This is a genomic window from Micromonospora sp. NBC_00821, from assembly GCF_036347035.1.
GTDB classification, from domain to species: domain Bacteria; phylum Actinomycetota; class Actinomycetes; order Mycobacteriales; family Micromonosporaceae; genus Micromonospora; species Micromonospora hortensis.
Window position 1 is genome coordinate 4,488,621 of sequence record NZ_CP108880.1, and the last position, 15,383, is coordinate 4,504,003.

Below are 15,383 nucleotides of genomic sequence, written 5' to 3' on the forward strand. Positions count from 1 at the left end.
CCGATGATCATGAATGACCTCGCCGCACCAGGGTTGACAGTGGACAAGGGGTTGCAGGCGCTGCTGGACACTGTCGCGCAGGACCCGACCGGCCCGCTCGCCGTCGGCGTCGCCGGCCCGGCCGGTCACGGAAAGACAGCGCTCCTCGCCGAGCTGGAGCGCATTCACCACCGCGCCGGGATCGCCGTCCGCACGACCGCCCCGGAGCCGGACGAGCCGGTCGACCCCGACACCGTGGTGCTCGTCGACGACGCGCACCTGCTCGACGACGCACGGACCGAGGCGCTGCTGCGTCTGGCCGCCGGCCGGCGACATCGGTTGGTGGTCGCCCACCGCCCGTGGCCCCGGTCAGCGGCGTTCAGTGAGCTGGTCGACGCCCTGCGGCGCGACGGGCAGGCAGTGCTGCTCACGCCGTTCACCCGGGAGCAGACCGCCGCCTATCTCGCCGCCACACCCGAGCTGGGCCGCGCCGCCGACCTGGTCGACTTCGTCCACACGCAGACTGCCGGCGTACCCCGGGACGTGGAACGGCTGGCCCACGGCCTGGTCGGCGCGGAGACCCGGACCGGCACCGTGGACCCACCCCGGTCCGTCATCCTCGAGTTCGGGCCGGACCTGGACGTCCAGCCCGCCGCGGTACGACGGCTGCTGCTCGCTCTCGCGGCCGGCGGGGCACTGCCGGTGAGCATGCTCGGTGCGCTGCTGGGCCGGGACCCGGCGGGAGTGGACGAACTGATCGCCACGACCCGGGCGGCCGGGCTGCTCGGCGCGGACGGCCGGCTCGCACCGATCGTCCGGCGGGCCGTCGCGACGCTCAGCCCCAGCACCGAGCGGACAGCGGTCTGGCGGCGGCTCACCGAGTTGCAGCTCGCTCGGGGTGGCGCGGTGCTGCCGCTGGTCCGCTCGCTGCTCGCGGTCGGCGCGCTCGGCGACTGCCCGGCCGCGACACTGGCCGCCGCGGCGGACGAGGCGCTGGCCGACGAGCCGGCGTTCGCCGCCGAACTGTTCGCGGCGGCCACGGCGGCCGGGCAGCCACCCAACGCGCGGCAGGCGCTCGCCGCCGCGCTCGCCGGTGACCTCGACGACGCGCTTCGGCTGGCGGACCGACTCCTGGCCACTGCCGCTCCCCCGGAGCGCTCCGAGGCGGCAGTGGTCGCCGCCACCGCCCTGGCCCACCGTGGTCATGTCGGTCGCAGCGTCGAGTTGTTCCGGTGGTCGGGCACCGCCTCGGCGGCGGCGTTCGCCATCGTCGGCGGGCTGGCCACCGGTGACCCGGCCGCTCGCAGCGAGTCACCGGCGGGTGACCCGGCGGGTGAACCCCCGACCCTGCACGCCAGCGCCGCCCGACTGATGGCCAACGGTGTACGGGAGAGCGTGACCGGCCCGCCGACCGCCGCGCTGTCCGCGCTCGTGCAGGCCGCCGCGCTGCTGGAGCCGGACGGCCGGGCGGCCCTGCTGCCGGACAGCCCGGCTGCCCTCGCCGCGTTGACGGCCGTGCACTGCGGTGAGTTGGACATCGCCGAGCGGGTGCTGCACCGTGCCCTGGGGGCCGGTGTCGGTGGCCCACTGATGGCCCGCCGCCACCGGCTGTTGCAGGCCTGGATCCTGATGGTCCGTGGCGAGATCCACGCCGCCGGTGAGCGGCTCGCCACAGTGACGCTCGACGGGCGACCACTGGAGTCACGCGACCAGCTCTTCGCCGCCGCGATCCGGATGGGCGTCGGCCGGCGCAACAGCGACCTCGGGGCGCTCAAGCGGGGTTGGGGGCAGGCGCTGGAGGCCGTGGTGCGGCACCCCGTCGACCTGTTCACCCTGCTGCCGTTGGGTGAGCTGGCCATCGCGGGCGCGCGGCTGGGTGACCTGGCCCGGCTGGAGCCGTACCTGCACCAGGGGCGTGCGCTGCTCGACCGCCTCGACAACCCACCACTGTGGAGTGTGCCGCTGCACTGGAGCGGACTGCACGCCGCCATCCTGACCGGCGAGCCGACGACCGCCGACGAACACGTCGCGGCGTTGCTCGCCGCCGCTGGCCACAGCCGGTACGCGGCAGTGGTCGCCGCCGCCGCGGAGAGCTGGGTGGAGGTGCTCCGGGGGGTCGTCGACCCGACCCGGGTGGAGGCCGCGGCCCGAGGACTGCACGACACCGGGTTGTGCTGGGACGGCGCCCGCCTCGCCGGCCAGGCGGCCATCCGCACCGCGGACCGACGGGCGATGACCACCCTGCTGGAGTGCGCCCGAGCGTTGCAGGGGCGGCCCTCCGGTGGGCAGAGCGAGCAGACACCGACGACCGGTGCGAGCACGGCACGGGTCGCCGGTCCGACGCAGCATGGTCTCAGCGACCGCGAGTACGAGGTCGCCGAGCTGGTGCTGGCCGGATTGACCTACCGGGAGATCGGCGATCGGCTGTTCATCTCGGCCAAGACCGTCGAACACCACGTGGCGCGGATGCGCAACCGGCTCAACTGCGCCAACCGCACCGAACTACTGGCGCTGCTGCGCACCCTCGTCGCCGACCGGGCCAGCGACACGGCCGGTCAACCGTGGCCGCAGCGGGCGACCCGATGACCCGTGACGAGGTTCGGCTGATCCGGACCAGGCTGGCCGTGCTGGCCGCCGTGCTGGTCACGCTCTGGTCGTACGCGGCCTACGTGTCCAGCCAGGATGCCATCGACCTACTGCGCGTCCGGGCGCTGGCGGACACACTGGGCCAGCCCATCGACCGCCTGATTCTGGGCCTTCAGACGGAACGCCGGATCACCGTCGAGACGATGGCCGGGACGGAGCAGACGACGCCCGCGCTGGTCGGGGCCCGCGAAGGCACCGACCGGGCCGCCGCCGAGATCCGCGAGTTCACCAGGGGCCGCGACCTCCGGTTGCTCAGCGCCGGCAGCGTGCGCGACCGGGCCGGCGAGCTGGTCCGACGGCTGGACGGCCTGGGCACGACCCGATCCCAGGTGGACACCGGCCGACTCGACCAGGGCGCGGCAGTCGACGGGTACGACGAGGTCATCGACGTCGCCTTTCGGGTGTACGGCCCGGAGTGGGGCGCGTACGAGAGCGGGTTGGCCGCCGACACCCGCGCGGTGATCGCGCTGGCCCGCGCCCGGGAGTCGCTCGCCCGGGAGGACACGCTGGTCAGCGCGGCCCTGACCGGCGCACGGCTCGGCGTCGACGAGCGGCGCCGGCTGACCGCCCTGGTCAGCATCCAGCGGTACGCGCGCACCGAGGCCACGGCCGGCCTTCCGCCCGACGGCCAGGCCGAGCATCAGCGCCTCGCGACCGGCCCCGAGTTCGCGGCCCTGCTCGCGCTGGAGGACCGGCTGCTGCTGCAGGCCGGCACCGCCAACGCCCTGGCCGGTCTCACCATCCAGGGCTGGCGGGCGGCGGCGGACGCCGCCCTCGGCGCGCTGCAGGCACTGGTGACGAACACCGCCCGCAGCAGCGTCGAGCGGGCCACCCCCGGTGCCGCAGTGCTCATCGCGCGTACCGGGGCCGTCGTGGGGCTCGGCCTCATCGTCGTGCTGGTGCTCCTGCTGAGCTGGGCGGGCACCGTCCGACGCCTGACCGACGAGTTGACCACTACCAATGCCGACCTTCCGGCTCCGGTGCCGGACACGCCGGCCCCGGCTCAGGAACCGGCGACGCCGGGGGGCGACGCCGAGCGGGAGCTGTTCCTGGGGCTGACCCGACGCAACCAGGTCCTGCTGCGCGACCAGCTCAGCCTGCTGGACGGGATGCAACGTCGGGAACGATCCACCGAGGAGACCGGCGAGCTGTTCCAACTCGACCACCTCACCACCCGGGTCCGACGCAACGTGGAGAAACTGATCACCCTGGCCGGCGCGACACCCGCCCGCCGCTGGCGACGCCCGGTGCCCCTGCTCGACGTGGCGCGCGGCGCGGTCGCCGAGGTGCCGGACTACCACCGGGTCCTGATCGCGCCGCACTGGCCGTGGTCGCTCGCGGGGTCGGCCGTCACTGACGTCATCCACCTGCTGGCGGAGCTGATCGAGAACGCTCTGGCCTTCTCCGGGGCGGAGACCACCGTCCGGGTCAGCGGCGAACAGCGACCGCAGGGGTGTGCCGTCCTCGTCGTCGACGACGGACCCGGCCTGGACGCCGCCGCGCTGGTCGAGGCGAACCACCTGCTCGGCAACCCGCCACCGGACGGCCCGCCAGAGGGCCTCGCCGGCTGGTACGCCGCCGCCGTCCTGGCCGGCCGTTGCGGCGCCCAGGTCTCGCTGCGCCCCAGCCGGCGCGGTGGGACGGCCGCCGTCGTGCTCCTACCCTCCCGGCTGATCTCGGTCACCGACACCGGCCGCACACCGGCAAGCGCACCACCCGACAGCCCGTACCCACCGGCCCGCGCCGGCGCCACCCCGACCGACCCCAACGGCAACGGCGCGCTGCCGACGCGGGTCCGCCACCCCGGGCCGACCGGCCCGGAACACGGCAGGACCAGCCTCGACACTGTCGAGTTGCCGGTCGCCAAAACAGCAAGGAGACAACAATGACGTCTGCAGTGGTCACCGAGGACGGCCTGACCGACGCCCTGAACGACCTGGTCGACCGGGTGCACGGCGCGGAGTTCGCCGTGGTGCTCTCACCGGACGGGCTGCCGCTCGGTGGCTCGCGGCGGGTGGGGGCGAAGCTGGCCGAGCAGATCTCCGGCGTGGTCGCCGGACTTATCGCGTTGGGGCTGGCCGCCACCCGGACCTGTGACGCGGGTCAGCTGCGTCAGGTAGTGGTGCAGATGTCGCGAGCGTTTCTGTTCATCGCCACCATCCCGAACGGGACGATCCTCACCGTGCGGATCGCCGGTGACGACGTCGAGGTCGGTGACATGGCGTACGAGGTGGCGCTCTTCGTGGGGCAGGCCGAGCAGCACCTGCCGATCACGCTGGGCCCGGCCTCCTCGGTGACGATCGGGGACACTGGTGCACACCAGCGGCACCACTGACGAGGCGTGGTACGACGACGACGCGGGCCCGGTGGCCCGGCCCTACACGATGACCGGGGGGCGCACCGCCCCCGCACGCGGCCAGTTCGACCTGATCTCGCTGGTCGTCGCTCGGAGGGGCGTCATGCCTCCCACACCGCTCTTCCCCGAACAGGCGCGGATCGTCGAGCTGTGTCACCATCCAGTGTCGGTGGCCGAGGTGGGCGCCGAGTTGGATCTTCCGCTGGGGACGGTCCGGGTGCTGCTCGGTGACCTGCTCGCGGCCGGGCTGATCGAGACGCACGAACCGCCGATGCTGTCTGAGCTGCCGACCGAGGATCTGCTCGAGGCGATACTCGTCGGGCTTCGCGGGTTGTGACCGGGCAGGTGCCATCCGCGACCCGGACGGATCGTGGGCACGCACCCTGCGACGAACTGAAGGAGAGACTGGCAGTGCCGGCAACACCACCCCAGCCACGCCGTACCGTGGCGATCATCCTGCTGGATCGAGTCGTGGCCCTCGTCAGGGCCACGCGGCGGGTGCTCACCGGTCGGGAGGACGTCTCGCGGGCCACCTGGGTGGCCGTCGTCGCGGCGCTCGGGGTGCTGATCGCGACGGCCGTGTCCATCGTCGGGGTGCTGCGTACGCCGGAGAAGATGACACCGGTGACCCTCGACCCGCCGCCGTCCGTCGAGCAGGTGGGAGCGTCCCCGTCCGCCACCCCCCGGGCGCAGGCGCGACCGGCGCTCACGAGCCCGGCGGTGACCGCTGCCCCGTCCGCCTCGGCCTCCTCGGTCCCACCGGCCGTCACGTCGTCGACCCGGCCCACGCCGACCGGTGCGACAGCCGAACCCACCCCGGAGGCCCTCGGCGCGGCCTTCGCCATCACTGACAACGCCCTGCTCAGCTACGGCGCGACAGTGACGATCAGCAATCCCGGCGCGGTCCCGGCGCCGGGGTGGACGCTTGTGGTCACCCTGCCCCGGGAGTCGCTGGGGGTCAGCGGGGTCGAGGGGGCGCAGGTCAGCCGGGACGGTGCGGTGTGGACGTTCGTGCCGGACCCGAACACCGGCCAGGTGCCCGGCAACGCCTCGGTCCCCGTGACGTTCCGGGTCAATGGATCGTTGACCGGTTCCGCCCCCAAGGCGTGCACGATCGACGGGGTCGCCTGCTCCGGCCTGTCGAACTGACCAATCCGGGACGCTCGGATCGAGCGCGGTACACCAGGCGTTCCGGCGGCCGCCATGCTTGATTGATCATCAGTTCGGGCGCGCTTCGTACCGTCGCGTCCATGACTGTCCTACCCGCATCACCGTCGCCTCGCCACGCCGGGTCACGCCTCGGCGCCCTGGGTACCCGGGCCGCCGCCTCCGCCGCCGCTCTCGCCGTCACGGGCGCTGCCGTCGCGGTCGCCGTCGCGACCTCGTCACCCGCCACCGCCGAGCCGAGCAGCGTCGTCGTGTCGGAGAACTTCTCGGCCGGGTCGTTGCCCGCCGGTTGGCACGCGGTCGACGGCGCCTGGAAGGTCGAGAACGGCCGACTGTACGGAACCTCCGCCAGCTCCAGCGAGAACAACAAGATCACCTTCGGTCGGCACCTGAACGACTTCCGCCTCGAGGCGACAATGCGCTTCGAGTCGGTATCGGCCGCCACCCGCTGGGCCTCGCTCGGCATCGACGTCCCCGCCAGTGGCGCGACCCCCTGGTGGATCGCCACCATGCGCAGCGGCACCACCGCCGCCAACGGGCTCGAATTCGCCCAGCGGACCACTGCCAACGCCTGGGTCGTGACGAACACCGCCTCCGCCCCGTCCGCCGCCGGCACGGGCCGGGACGTGCGCGTCGCTGTCGAGGTGCACGGCAACCAGGCCCGCTGGATCTTCGACGGGCGGGAGGCGATGCGGACCAGCAGCCTCCAGCGTTCCACCGACGGCGTCCAGGGGCTCTTCGTCAACGGCGCGACAGTGTCGTACGACGACGTCACAGTCACCGAGCTGGCACCGAACGGCTACCTCCGCCCCGAGGGCAGCCCGTTCACAGTGATCGCCCACCGGGGCGCGTCCGCCGCCGCACCGGAGAACACCCTCGTCGCCCAGGAGATCGCCCGCAAGGGCGGCGCCGACTGGATCGAGAACGACGTCCAGCCGAGCAAGGACGGCATCCCGTTCATCCTGCACGACGGCACCGTCGACCGGACCACCGACGGCACCGGCAACATCCGGGACCTGACCGCCGCACAGATCAAGGCGCTCGACGCCGGCTCCTGGTTCGGGCCGCAGTACGTCGGCGAGCGGGTGCCCACCCTCGCGGAGCAGCTCGCCGACCTGCGGACACGGGGTGGCAACCTGCTCGTGGAGATCAAGGGCAAGCACACCCGCGACGAGGTCGCCACGATCATCCAGGTGATCCGGGACGAGCAGATGATGGGCCGGGTATTCATCCAGAGCTTCGAGGTCGACGCCCTGAAGTACACCTACGAGATCGCTCCCGAGCTGCCGCTCGGCCTGCTCCGCGGCACAGTGGACGCCGACCCGGTGGCGATCGCGAAGGAACTGCACCTGACCGCGTACAACCCGGACGGCAACGCGCTGTTGGCCAAGCCGGAGGTGCTCGCCCCGCTGCACGCCGCCGGGGTCGCCGTGATGGCCTGGACGATGGACTCCGCCGGTCTGTGGCAGCGGCTGGAGCGGATTGGCACCGACGCGATCATCACCAACCGGGCTGCCGAGCTGGTCGGCTGGAACTCGGCATTCGTCCAGCGGGCCCCCGCCGACCCCACCGTGCGGATCACCTCGCCGGCCGGCGGGGCGCGGCTGGACCGGGCGCAGTCCCCGGTGATCGCTGTCGCCGCGACCAACGCGGACACCGTCACCGTGACGCTGGACGGTAAGAAGTCGGCCGCCGGGCGCAAGCTCGACCTGGCCACGCTGACCGCCGGCCGGCACACCATCACCACCGAGGCGACCGGGCCCGAGGGCACCGCCACCGCGACCAGCACCTTCACCGTGACGGTGAGCCAGGCCGGCCTCGGCTACCTGATCCTCACCTCGGGCGCGGACCCGGCCGCCGTCACGGCGATGACCACCAAGCTGGCCCACGCCCAGTACGCCGAGCTGGCCACCTACGCCGACCGGCAGGCCGGCAAGCTGGTGCCGGCGGAGGTCGCCAGCGTCATCGCCGCCGACGCCCGCACCCTCGCTCTGAAGTAGTGGCTCGACGGGTGGCGCTGGTCCGAAGGGGGCCAGCGCCACCTTGAGTCCTTAGCGGACGGTCGCGGGCGACTCGGTCCGCTCCCCGCGCTCTCGCACCAGCGGCAGCGCCGGGGCCAACGCCAGCGCCATGCACAGGCCGCCGATCGGAAGCAGATCGAGAGTGACCGCCGGCAGGACGATGCCGGCGAGGAGCAGCGGCACACTCCACCACGGCAGCCGCCGTCGGGCGGCGAGCATGCCCGTCAGCACAAGGAGGCCGAGGAAGAAGAACTGGGGTACGACGTCGTAGAAGGCCACCTCCACGCCGGGGATGTCCTTGAATTGCGCGCCGAGCCTGGACATCTCCGCCCGGTCCGCGGCCAACAGCCCCTCGACGATGTCGGCGACGAACTGCACCATCGTCGCGGCGAGCCCGACCAACGTGAAGGCCACCACGCCGGTGCGCCAGCGGCTGCGGGGCAGCAGGCGGGACAGCGCGAGCACACCCGGGACGAAGCACACCATGCCGGCGAGAGCGACCAGGTGGGCCGCCTGCCAGTCGAGCCCGGGGCCGTACACCCCGTCGGATCGTGCCCAGAGACGGACCAGGCCGTAGGCCAGGATGCCGACCGGACCGGCCAGCACGTAGAGCGCAGCGCGTTTCATGCCCGCCATCATCTGGCCGCCGACGCCAGCCGGCCTCCGGGAGCTTCCCTCGGATCGCCCTGGCTTTCGTCTCAGGTCTTCCACCGAGCAACCCCGAGACCCCGCCACCGTCGAGCGGTCGTCGTCGACATCGGGGTGACCCGTGCTCCCGGTGGCGCGCGCTCAGCGTTCGCTGATGAGGGGGGCGTAGTCGCCGCGGGTGAGCGGCCTGCTGGACAGGGAACCGTCGGCCCGGGGCACGCCGAGAGCCCTGCCGTCGCGCAGGAAGGCCACAGTGGAGACGTCCTCGCGGCTGGTGAGCGTACAGACGATCTGCCCGAAGGCGAGGACCTCGTCGCTGCGACCGCCCACCTCCGCGGGCTCGTCCACCGCGACGAGGGCCTGCGTACCGGTCACTGTCGCGCGAGCGGCGTTGACCGCCCCCGGCAACGCACTGGTCAGATCGGTGTCCCGTTCGGCCCCACTGGGCCCGGCGAGCAGGTGCCGCAACTGGTCCGCGATGCTGGGTGCCCTGTCGACGCGCCGGACCACGGGGACGATGCGGTTGTCCCGGACCAGGCAGAGCGTCTCGGCGGCACTGCCGGCCGGTGCTGTGGTGTCGGCGGGAGCGGCGCTGCTCAACGGCCCTCGTGGGGGCGGCACCGTGCGCGGGGTGTCGTCGATGGGGATGCCGCATCCGGTCAGCAGCACGGCGAGGGCCAACGGGACGATGCGGCGGCGCCTCACGACAGGCTCTCCGGCAGGGTCACCCGGAAGCAGGCGCCCCCACCCGGACGGTCGGCCACCGTCACCTGCCCCGCGTGCGCGGCTGCGTGCTGGGCTACCAGTGCCAGCCCCAGACCGGTGCCGTCGCCGGCGCCACGGGTGTGGGCTGCTCGCCCCCTGACGAACCGGTCGAAGATCGCCTCGCGGTCCTCGACGGGAACGCCCGGACCGTCGTCGTCGACCTCGATGACGCCGCTGCCCCCGTCCCGGCCCAGACGAACAGCCACCGGGCCACCGCCGTAGGTGACGGCGTTGTCGAGCAGGTTCGCCAGGATCTGGGCGATCCGCCGCCGCTCGACCTGCCACGTCGGGGGCACGTCCGGTGCCAGGCGGACGAGGGTGCCCGGCAGGTCGTACGCGTCGCAGGTCTCCCAGGCCAACTCCACCACGTTCACCGGGGCACGGTGGGCCGGCTGGTCACTGCGGGCCAGGTCGATCAGGTCGTTGACGAGCCGTTGGAAACGGTCGATCTCGTCGGCGACGAGCCCGGCGGCAATGGCCGTCCGTTCGTCCTGGTGTTCCCGTCGGCGGGCCAGGACGCTGGCCGCCGCGGCGAGGGTCTGCAACGGGGAACGCAGTTCGTGGCTGACGTCGGCGGCGAACCGGCGGTCCCGTTCGATGCGCAGGGCGAGGCGGTCGACCATCTGGTTGAACGACGAGGAGAGTCGGGTGAGGTCAGTGTCGGTGGCCGGGTCGAGCCGGGCGGTGAAGTCACCGGCGGCGATCTTCTCGGCCGCGTCGGCGACCGCTGTCAGCGGCCGTAGCCCGTGACGGGTGGCGTACCACGCGAGGGTGGCGCCGGATCCGGCGACCAGCACCGCGACACTGGTCAGCGCGAGGGCCAGCACCTGGAAGGTCTGCTCCAGCTCGCGCAACGAGTTGACCTCGAAGTACGTCGCGGACGCCGACAGCGGCACACCGACCACCAGGGCCGGTTGCCCGTCGACGCGGACGCGCTGCACGGCCGGCTCCCCGGCGGAGACGACCCGCAGCAACTCGCCGGGGATGGCGGCAGTGGTCCCGGGATCGGCGGCGCGGGCGTACCACTCGCCGTTGAGGTGCAGCACCGGTCGACGGCTTCCGCCGGTGTCCAACGACCGGAGCACCTCCACCACGTCCGGGGTGTCGGTGTCGAGGCCGGCATGCACCACGGCGGCGTCGAAGTAGGCGGCCCGCAGGGCGATGCGTTCGCGGTCGTCGAGCAGGGACCGGCGCGTCAACTCGTAGGAGATCAGGGCCATCGACGCCGAGAGCAGGAGCGCGCCGACGGCGAACGCGGCGGTCACCCGGGTGCGCAGTCCGAGGCGTCTCATCGTTGCAGCTTGTAGCCCAGGCCCCGCAGGGTGACCAGGTGCCGGGGGTTCGCCGGGTCCGGCTCGATCTTCTGCCGTAGGCGGCCGACGTGCACGTCGACGAGCCGTTCGTCGCCGCTGTCGTACCCCCAGACCCGTTGCAGCAACTGCTGACGGGACAGCACCCGGCCGGCGTGCTCGGCCAGCTCACACAGCAGTCGGAACTCGGTGCGGGTGACAGTGACCTGTTGGCCGGCGCGGCGTACCTCCCCCGCCTCCGGACTGATCTCCAACTCCCCGAAGGCGACCGCCGGCACGGGCTCCGGCGCCGAGGTCGTGACCACCGGCCGGGCGCGGCGGCGCAGAGCCCGCAGGCGGGCGGTCAACTCCCGGATGGCAACGGGTTTGACCACGTAGTCGTCGGCGCCGGCTTCCAGGGCGGCCACGATGTCGTCGGTGCCGTCGCGGGCGCTGACCACCACGATCGGGACGTCGTCGTCACGGCGCAGCTGCCGGATGCACTCGAAGCCGTCGAGGCCGGGCAGCATCAGGTCGACGAGCACGTAGTCGGCCGGGTGGTGGCGTTGGGCGCGCAGGCCCTCCTCGGCCGTGGCCGCGCCGAGGGCGTCGTAGCCCTCGTCCTCGAGTGCGAGCAGCAGCGCGAGCCGGATGCGGTCGTCGTCCTCGATCACCAGTACGGCCGTCATCCCGGAATCATCCTCGGCCGACCGCCGGGCGGCCAACCGTGCCCGCCAGCCGGCGGTTTTGTCACACAACTGTCACAGAGCCTTGCAGTGACCGCCAACCCCGCCCAGCACGGTGGGAAGGAAGCGAGGGGCGAGGAGAGAGGGGTACGGCAATGGCGACGCCGGTGCTGCCCGCGAGGTACACGCTGCCGCTGGTCGAGGTTCGCGTCACCGAACTCGATCTGGCCTGTCTGCCGGAGGTCGGCGCGGCGTTCGACCGACTGCTCGCACTGCGCCCCGCACAGGTCGTGCTCGACCTGTCCGACTGCCAGCACCTCGACGCCGCCGCCATCGGCCTGCTGCTCGACCTGCACCGGCGGTTGACTCGCGCCGACGCGGCCCTCACCGTCCGCGATCCGAACCCCCGGGTCCGGCGCATCCTGCACATCACCCGCCTGGATCAGGTGCTTTCGATCATGAGCGAGGAAGGACCAGCAGCATGACCGTCGTCCCGGACGAGTATCTGATGACCCTGATCTGCGACACCTGCGGCGAGACCATCCGCGGCACCGCCTGCGTGCTCCCCGACGCCGAGGTCGTCTGGACCCTGGTGGCCGAGCACGGCTGGAGCGGTTCCCCCTTCGCCACCGGGCCGCACCGCTGCCCCCACTGCAGCCTCCTGCCCGCCTCGACCGGTGGCCACGCGTCGCGCGACGACCACGGCCCCGGCGGCATCCTCGGCATCGACCACCTCGACGGCACGACAGTCATCGCCGCCACCGGTGACATCGACCTGGACACCGGCGAGAACCTGCGCACGGCCCTGCGGCACGTGGCCGAGGTGGGCGGGCACGTCGTGGTCGACCTGAGCCGGGTGCACATCATCGACTCGACCGGCCTCGGTCTGCTCGTCCGCGCCCACCGTGACGCCCGCGATCGCGGTGTCACGCTCTGCCTCGCCGCGCCGTCGCGATTCATCCGCACCGTCCTGCACACCATGCGTCTGGACGGGGCCTTCCCGATCTTCGACAGCCGCGACGACGCCCTCGCCCAGTTGGCCGACGGTGGCGAGAGGATTGTCCCCGAGGCCCACGCGGTGGCCGTCCCCCGCTGAGGCACGAGGCGAGCCAACGGAGTGGCGAGCATGTTTCATGCTGGAGTAATGATTCGTTTCGTACTGAATGTGCTGTGGCTCGTCTTCGGCGGTGGCCTCGTGCTGGCGGTCGGCTACGGCATCGCCGCGTTGATCTGCTTCGTCCTGGTCATCACCATCCCGTTCGGCGTCGCGTCGCTGCGCCTCGCGGTCTACTCGCTGTGGCCCTTCGGCCGCACTGTGGTGCCCAAGCCGGGCGCGGGCGTCGGCTCCGGCCTGGCGAACATCCTCTGGGTGGTGCTGGCCGGATGGTGGCTGGCGCTCTCCCACATCGTGGCGGGCATCGCCCTGTGCGTCACGATCATCGGGATTCCGTTCGGCATCGCCAACTTCAAGCTCGTGCCGGCCGCGTTCTGGCCCCTCGGCCGCGACGTCGTCGACGTGCCCTGAACACGGAAAACGGGAGACACCAGGTCTCCCGCCACTTCTAACTTATACCGCACTGGGGGGCTTGCGGCAAGACCCCATTTATGACGCAGAATCGTCGGCCGAAGCCACATTCTGCCGAAATGGAAGTCATGAATTGGATTCCTCGCCTACCTCCGTGTTCGAACTTCCCGATCACCTCGCCCCCAAGGCCGACCCCGCGCTCATCGCCCACGACGAGCGGCACTTCGCGGCCATGGCGCAGGGCCTCGCGCAGCTGAGCGCCGAGCTGTCCGCCCGTCTGGACACCGCGCGCCGGGCGCCCGGCGGCAAGGGCCGGCAGGCCGTCGACCGGGACGAGGAGGTCCGCCGGCTGACCGCCCGCCTGCGCTCGCTGAGCCGCTACGGGCTGGACCTGTGCCTCGGCCACGTGGTCGAGGCGGACAACCCCGAGCCGGTGTACGTCGGACGTCGCGGTCTCACCGACAGCACGGGCCGGCGGCTGCTGCTCGACTGGCGCTCACCCGCCGCCGAGCCGTTCTTCGGCGCGACCCATGCCAACCCGATGGGCCTGGCGAGCCGCCGTCGGTACCGCTGGACCCGCGGCCGGATCAGCGACTACTGGGACGAGGTGTTCACGCCGGACGGGTTCGTGGGGCACGCCGTCGCGCTCGACGACCAATCCGCGTTCATCGCCAGTCTGGGCAGCGCCCGGTCGGCCCGGATGCGCGACGTGCTCAGCACGATCCAGGCAGACCAGGACGCCATCATCCGGGCAGGGTCGGCCGGCGCTCTCGTGGTCGACGGCGGTCCGGGCACCGGCAAGACCGTTGTCGCCCTGCACCGCACCGCGTACCTGCTCTACTCCGACCCGCGCCTCGGTCAACGCCGGGGTGGGGTGCTCTTCGTGGGGCCGCACCAGCCCTACCTGGCCTACGTCGCCGACGTCCTGCCCAGCCTCGGAGAGGAGGACGTGCAGACCTGCACCCTGCGCGACCTCGTCGAAGAGGGGGCCACCGCAACCGCCGACACTGACCCGGATGTGGCCCGGCTGAAGTCCTCGGCCGAGTTGGTCCGGGCGATCGACGCGGCCGTCCGGTTCTACGAGGACCCACCGACCGCCGAGATGACGGTCCCGGTCGGCGACTCCGACGTCCGTCTGAGCGCCGACGACTGGGCCGACGCGTTCCGGGCGCCGGGTCCCGGCACCCCGCACAACGAGGCGCGCGAGGAGATCTGGGAGGAGTTGCTGACGATCCTCGTCGACAGGTACGACGGCGAGGAGCCGGACGACGTGCTCCGCGACTCGCTGCTGCGTAACAGGGAGCTGCGGGCGACGGTCAACCGAGCCTGGCCGTTGCTCGACGCGGCCGATGTCGTGGGTGACCTGTGGTCGGTGCCCGCGTACCTGCGCAGGTGCGCGCCGTGGCTCAGCCCCGAGGAGGTCCGCAAGCTGCAACGCGACGAGCCCCGGGCCTGGACCGTGTCCGACCTGCCGCTGCTCGACGCGGCCCGGCAGCGGCTCGGCGACGCGGAGAGGTCGGGGCAAACCCGCCGACGTGACCCGGCCGCCGCCGTGGAACGCGAGCACATGGCCCGGGTCGTCGACGAGTTGCTCGCGGCCGACACCTACGACGACGGCGAGGGTCTGCTGGCGATGCTGCGCCAACCCGACCTGCGCGAGGTCCTGGTCGACGAGTCCGCGCTGCCGGACGCCGACCGGGACCTGCTGGCCGGCCCGTTCGCGCACATCGTCGTGGATGAGGCGCAGGAGCTGACCGACGCCCAGTGGCAGATGCTGCTGACGCGTTGCCCGTCGCGCAGCTTCACCATCGTGGGAGACCGCGCCCAGGCCCGGCACGGGTTCACCGAGTCGTGGCAGGAACGCCTCAAGCGGATCGGGCTCGACCAGGTCACAGTGGCGTCGTTGAGCATCAACTACCGGACGCCAGCGGAGGTCATGGCGCAGGCCGAACCGGTCATCCGGGCCGTGCTCCCCGACGCCAACGTACCGACCTCCATCCGCGGCAACGGGCTTCCCGTCGTCCACGGACCGGTCGCCGACCTGCTGCCGATCCTCGACACCTGGCTCGCCACGCACGCCGACGGGATCGCCTGCGTCATCGGCGACCCGACCTTCCCGCCCACGGCCCGGGTCCGGTCACTGAGCCCGGAGCAGGCCAAGGGGCTGGAGTTCGACCTGGTCGTCCTCGTCGACCCGGAAACGTTCGGCACCGGCATCTCCGGGGCGGTCGACCGCTACGTCGCGATGACCCGGGCCACCCAGCAACTAGTGCTCCTGACCAGCGGCTGAGGGGCGTGCCG

Annotated in this window: 14 protein-coding genes; 10 read left to right on the plus strand and 4 right to left on the minus strand. The window is 72.5% G+C overall.

Features of this window, described 5'->3' with window-relative positions; genetic code table 11:
• Window positions 1-3: 3 nt before the first annotated feature.
• The 6 genes from OHB44_RS20530 (at window position 4) to OHB44_RS20555 (ending at window position 8,148) form a co-directional block, all read left to right on the plus strand.
• On the plus strand, window positions 4-2,565 hold the full coding sequence (locus OHB44_RS20530; protein ID WP_330437901.1) for a helix-turn-helix transcriptional regulator: 2,562 nt from the start codon (window positions 4-6) through the stop codon (window positions 2,563-2,565).
• A complete protein-coding gene (locus tag OHB44_RS20535) occupies window positions 2,562-4,514 on the plus strand; it encodes a sensor histidine kinase (RefSeq protein ID WP_266302085.1) in 1,953 nt (650 codons plus the stop codon). Before OHB44_RS20530 ends, OHB44_RS20535 begins: the two co-directional genes overlap by 4 nt.
• Entirely contained in the window at window positions 4,511-4,960 is a 450-nt protein-coding gene (locus OHB44_RS20540) for a roadblock/LC7 domain-containing protein (RefSeq protein ID WP_238683929.1), read from the plus strand. Before OHB44_RS20535 ends, OHB44_RS20540 begins: the two co-directional genes overlap by 4 nt.
• On the plus strand, window positions 4,938-5,318 hold the full coding sequence (locus OHB44_RS20545; protein WP_266302084.1) for a DUF742 domain-containing protein: 381 nt from the start codon (window positions 4,938-4,940) through the stop codon (window positions 5,316-5,318). Before OHB44_RS20540 ends, OHB44_RS20545 begins: the two co-directional genes overlap by 23 nt.
• Before the next feature lie 74 nt (window positions 5,319-5,392).
• Window positions 5,393-6,130 carry a cellulose binding domain-containing protein gene (locus tag OHB44_RS20550; RefSeq protein ID WP_238683930.1) on the plus strand — a complete coding sequence of 246 codons (738 nt, stop codon included), beginning with the start codon at window positions 5,393-5,395 and terminating at the stop codon, window positions 6,128-6,130.
• A 101-nt stretch (window positions 6,131-6,231) separates the two neighbouring features.
• On the plus strand, window positions 6,232-8,148 hold the full coding sequence (locus OHB44_RS20555) for a glycerophosphodiester phosphodiesterase family protein (RefSeq protein WP_330437902.1): 1,917 nt from the start codon (window positions 6,232-6,234) through the stop codon (window positions 8,146-8,148).
• A 51-nt stretch (window positions 8,149-8,199) separates the two neighbouring features.
• Here OHB44_RS20555 and OHB44_RS20560 read toward each other — a convergent pair whose 3' ends face one another.
• The 4 genes from OHB44_RS20560 to OHB44_RS20575 form a co-directional block, all read right to left on the minus strand.
• On the minus strand, window positions 8,200-8,796 hold the full coding sequence (locus OHB44_RS20560) for a hypothetical protein (RefSeq protein WP_330437903.1): 597 nt from the start codon (window positions 8,794-8,796) through the stop codon (window positions 8,200-8,202).
• A 162-nt stretch (window positions 8,797-8,958) separates the two neighbouring features.
• Window positions 8,959-9,522 (minus strand): GerMN domain-containing protein, encoded by a 564-nt coding sequence (locus tag OHB44_RS20565; RefSeq protein ID WP_266302080.1) that lies wholly within the window; start codon window positions 9,520-9,522, stop codon window positions 8,959-8,961.
• Window positions 9,519-10,874, minus strand: coding sequence for a sensor histidine kinase (locus tag OHB44_RS20570; protein WP_330437904.1), 1,356 nt, complete (start codon window positions 10,872-10,874; stop codon window positions 9,519-9,521). The genes OHB44_RS20565 and OHB44_RS20570 overlap by 4 nt, the downstream gene beginning before the upstream one ends.
• The gene (locus OHB44_RS20575) at window positions 10,871-11,560 is read right to left on the minus strand and encodes a response regulator transcription factor (RefSeq protein WP_112678279.1); all 690 of its coding nucleotides are present in this window, start codon (window positions 11,558-11,560) and stop codon (window positions 10,871-10,873) included. The genes OHB44_RS20570 and OHB44_RS20575 overlap by 4 nt, the downstream gene beginning before the upstream one ends.
• 152 nt (window positions 11,561-11,712) lie before the next feature.
• Between OHB44_RS20575 and OHB44_RS20580 the strand changes: the two genes are divergently transcribed.
• From OHB44_RS20580 to helR, 4 genes are all read left to right on the plus strand, one after another.
• Window positions 11,713-12,042: an STAS domain-containing protein gene (locus tag OHB44_RS20580; protein WP_238683935.1), complete on the plus strand. Its 330-nt coding sequence runs from the start codon at window positions 11,713-11,715 to the stop codon at window positions 12,040-12,042.
• A complete protein-coding gene (locus OHB44_RS20585) occupies window positions 12,039-12,653 on the plus strand; it encodes an STAS domain-containing protein (RefSeq protein WP_330437905.1) in 615 nt (204 codons plus the stop codon). The genes OHB44_RS20580 and OHB44_RS20585 overlap by 4 nt, the downstream gene beginning before the upstream one ends.
• Before the next feature lie 48 nt (window positions 12,654-12,701).
• Window positions 12,702-13,082, plus strand: a complete 381-nt coding sequence (locus OHB44_RS20590) for a YccF domain-containing protein (RefSeq protein ID WP_266302077.1) — start codon at window positions 12,702-12,704, stop codon at window positions 13,080-13,082.
• A gap of 154 nt (window positions 13,083-13,236) precedes the next feature.
• Window positions 13,237-15,372 carry an RNA polymerase recycling motor ATPase HelR gene (gene helR, locus OHB44_RS20595; RefSeq protein ID WP_330437906.1) on the plus strand — a complete coding sequence of 712 codons (2,136 nt, stop codon included), beginning with the start codon at window positions 13,237-13,239 and terminating at the stop codon, window positions 15,370-15,372.
• The last annotated feature ends 11 nt before the right edge of the window (window positions 15,373-15,383 follow it).

Bases quoted from the DNA above. Each gene is read 5' to 3' on its own strand.
- OHB44_RS20530 (WP_330437901.1), top strand. From the start codon at position 4: ATGATCATGAATGACCTCGCCGCACCAGGGTTGACAGTGGACAAGGGG.
- OHB44_RS20555 (WP_330437902.1), top strand. From the start codon at position 6,232: ATGACTGTCCTACCCGCATCACCGTCGCCTCGCCACGCCGGGTCACGC.
- OHB44_RS20575 (WP_112678279.1), bottom strand. From the start codon at position 11,560: ATGACGGCCGTACTGGTGATCGAGGACGACGACCGCATCCGGCTCGCG.
- OHB44_RS20590 (WP_266302077.1), top strand. From the start codon at position 12,702: ATGATTCGTTTCGTACTGAATGTGCTGTGGCTCGTCTTCGGCGGTGGC.
- OHB44_RS20585 (WP_330437905.1), top strand. From the start codon at position 12,039: ATGACCGTCGTCCCGGACGAGTATCTGATGACCCTGATCTGCGACACC.
- OHB44_RS20570 (WP_330437904.1), bottom strand. From the start codon at position 10,874: ATGAGACGCCTCGGACTGCGCACCCGGGTGACCGCCGCGTTCGCCGTC.
- OHB44_RS20535 (WP_266302085.1), top strand. From the start codon at position 2,562: ATGACCCGTGACGAGGTTCGGCTGATCCGGACCAGGCTGGCCGTGCTG.
- OHB44_RS20560 (WP_330437903.1), bottom strand. From the start codon at position 8,796: ATGAAACGCGCTGCGCTCTACGTGCTGGCCGGTCCGGTCGGCATCCTG.
- OHB44_RS20580 (WP_238683935.1), top strand. From the start codon at position 11,713: ATGGCGACGCCGGTGCTGCCCGCGAGGTACACGCTGCCGCTGGTCGAG.
- OHB44_RS20540 (WP_238683929.1), top strand. From the start codon at position 4,511: ATGACGTCTGCAGTGGTCACCGAGGACGGCCTGACCGACGCCCTGAAC.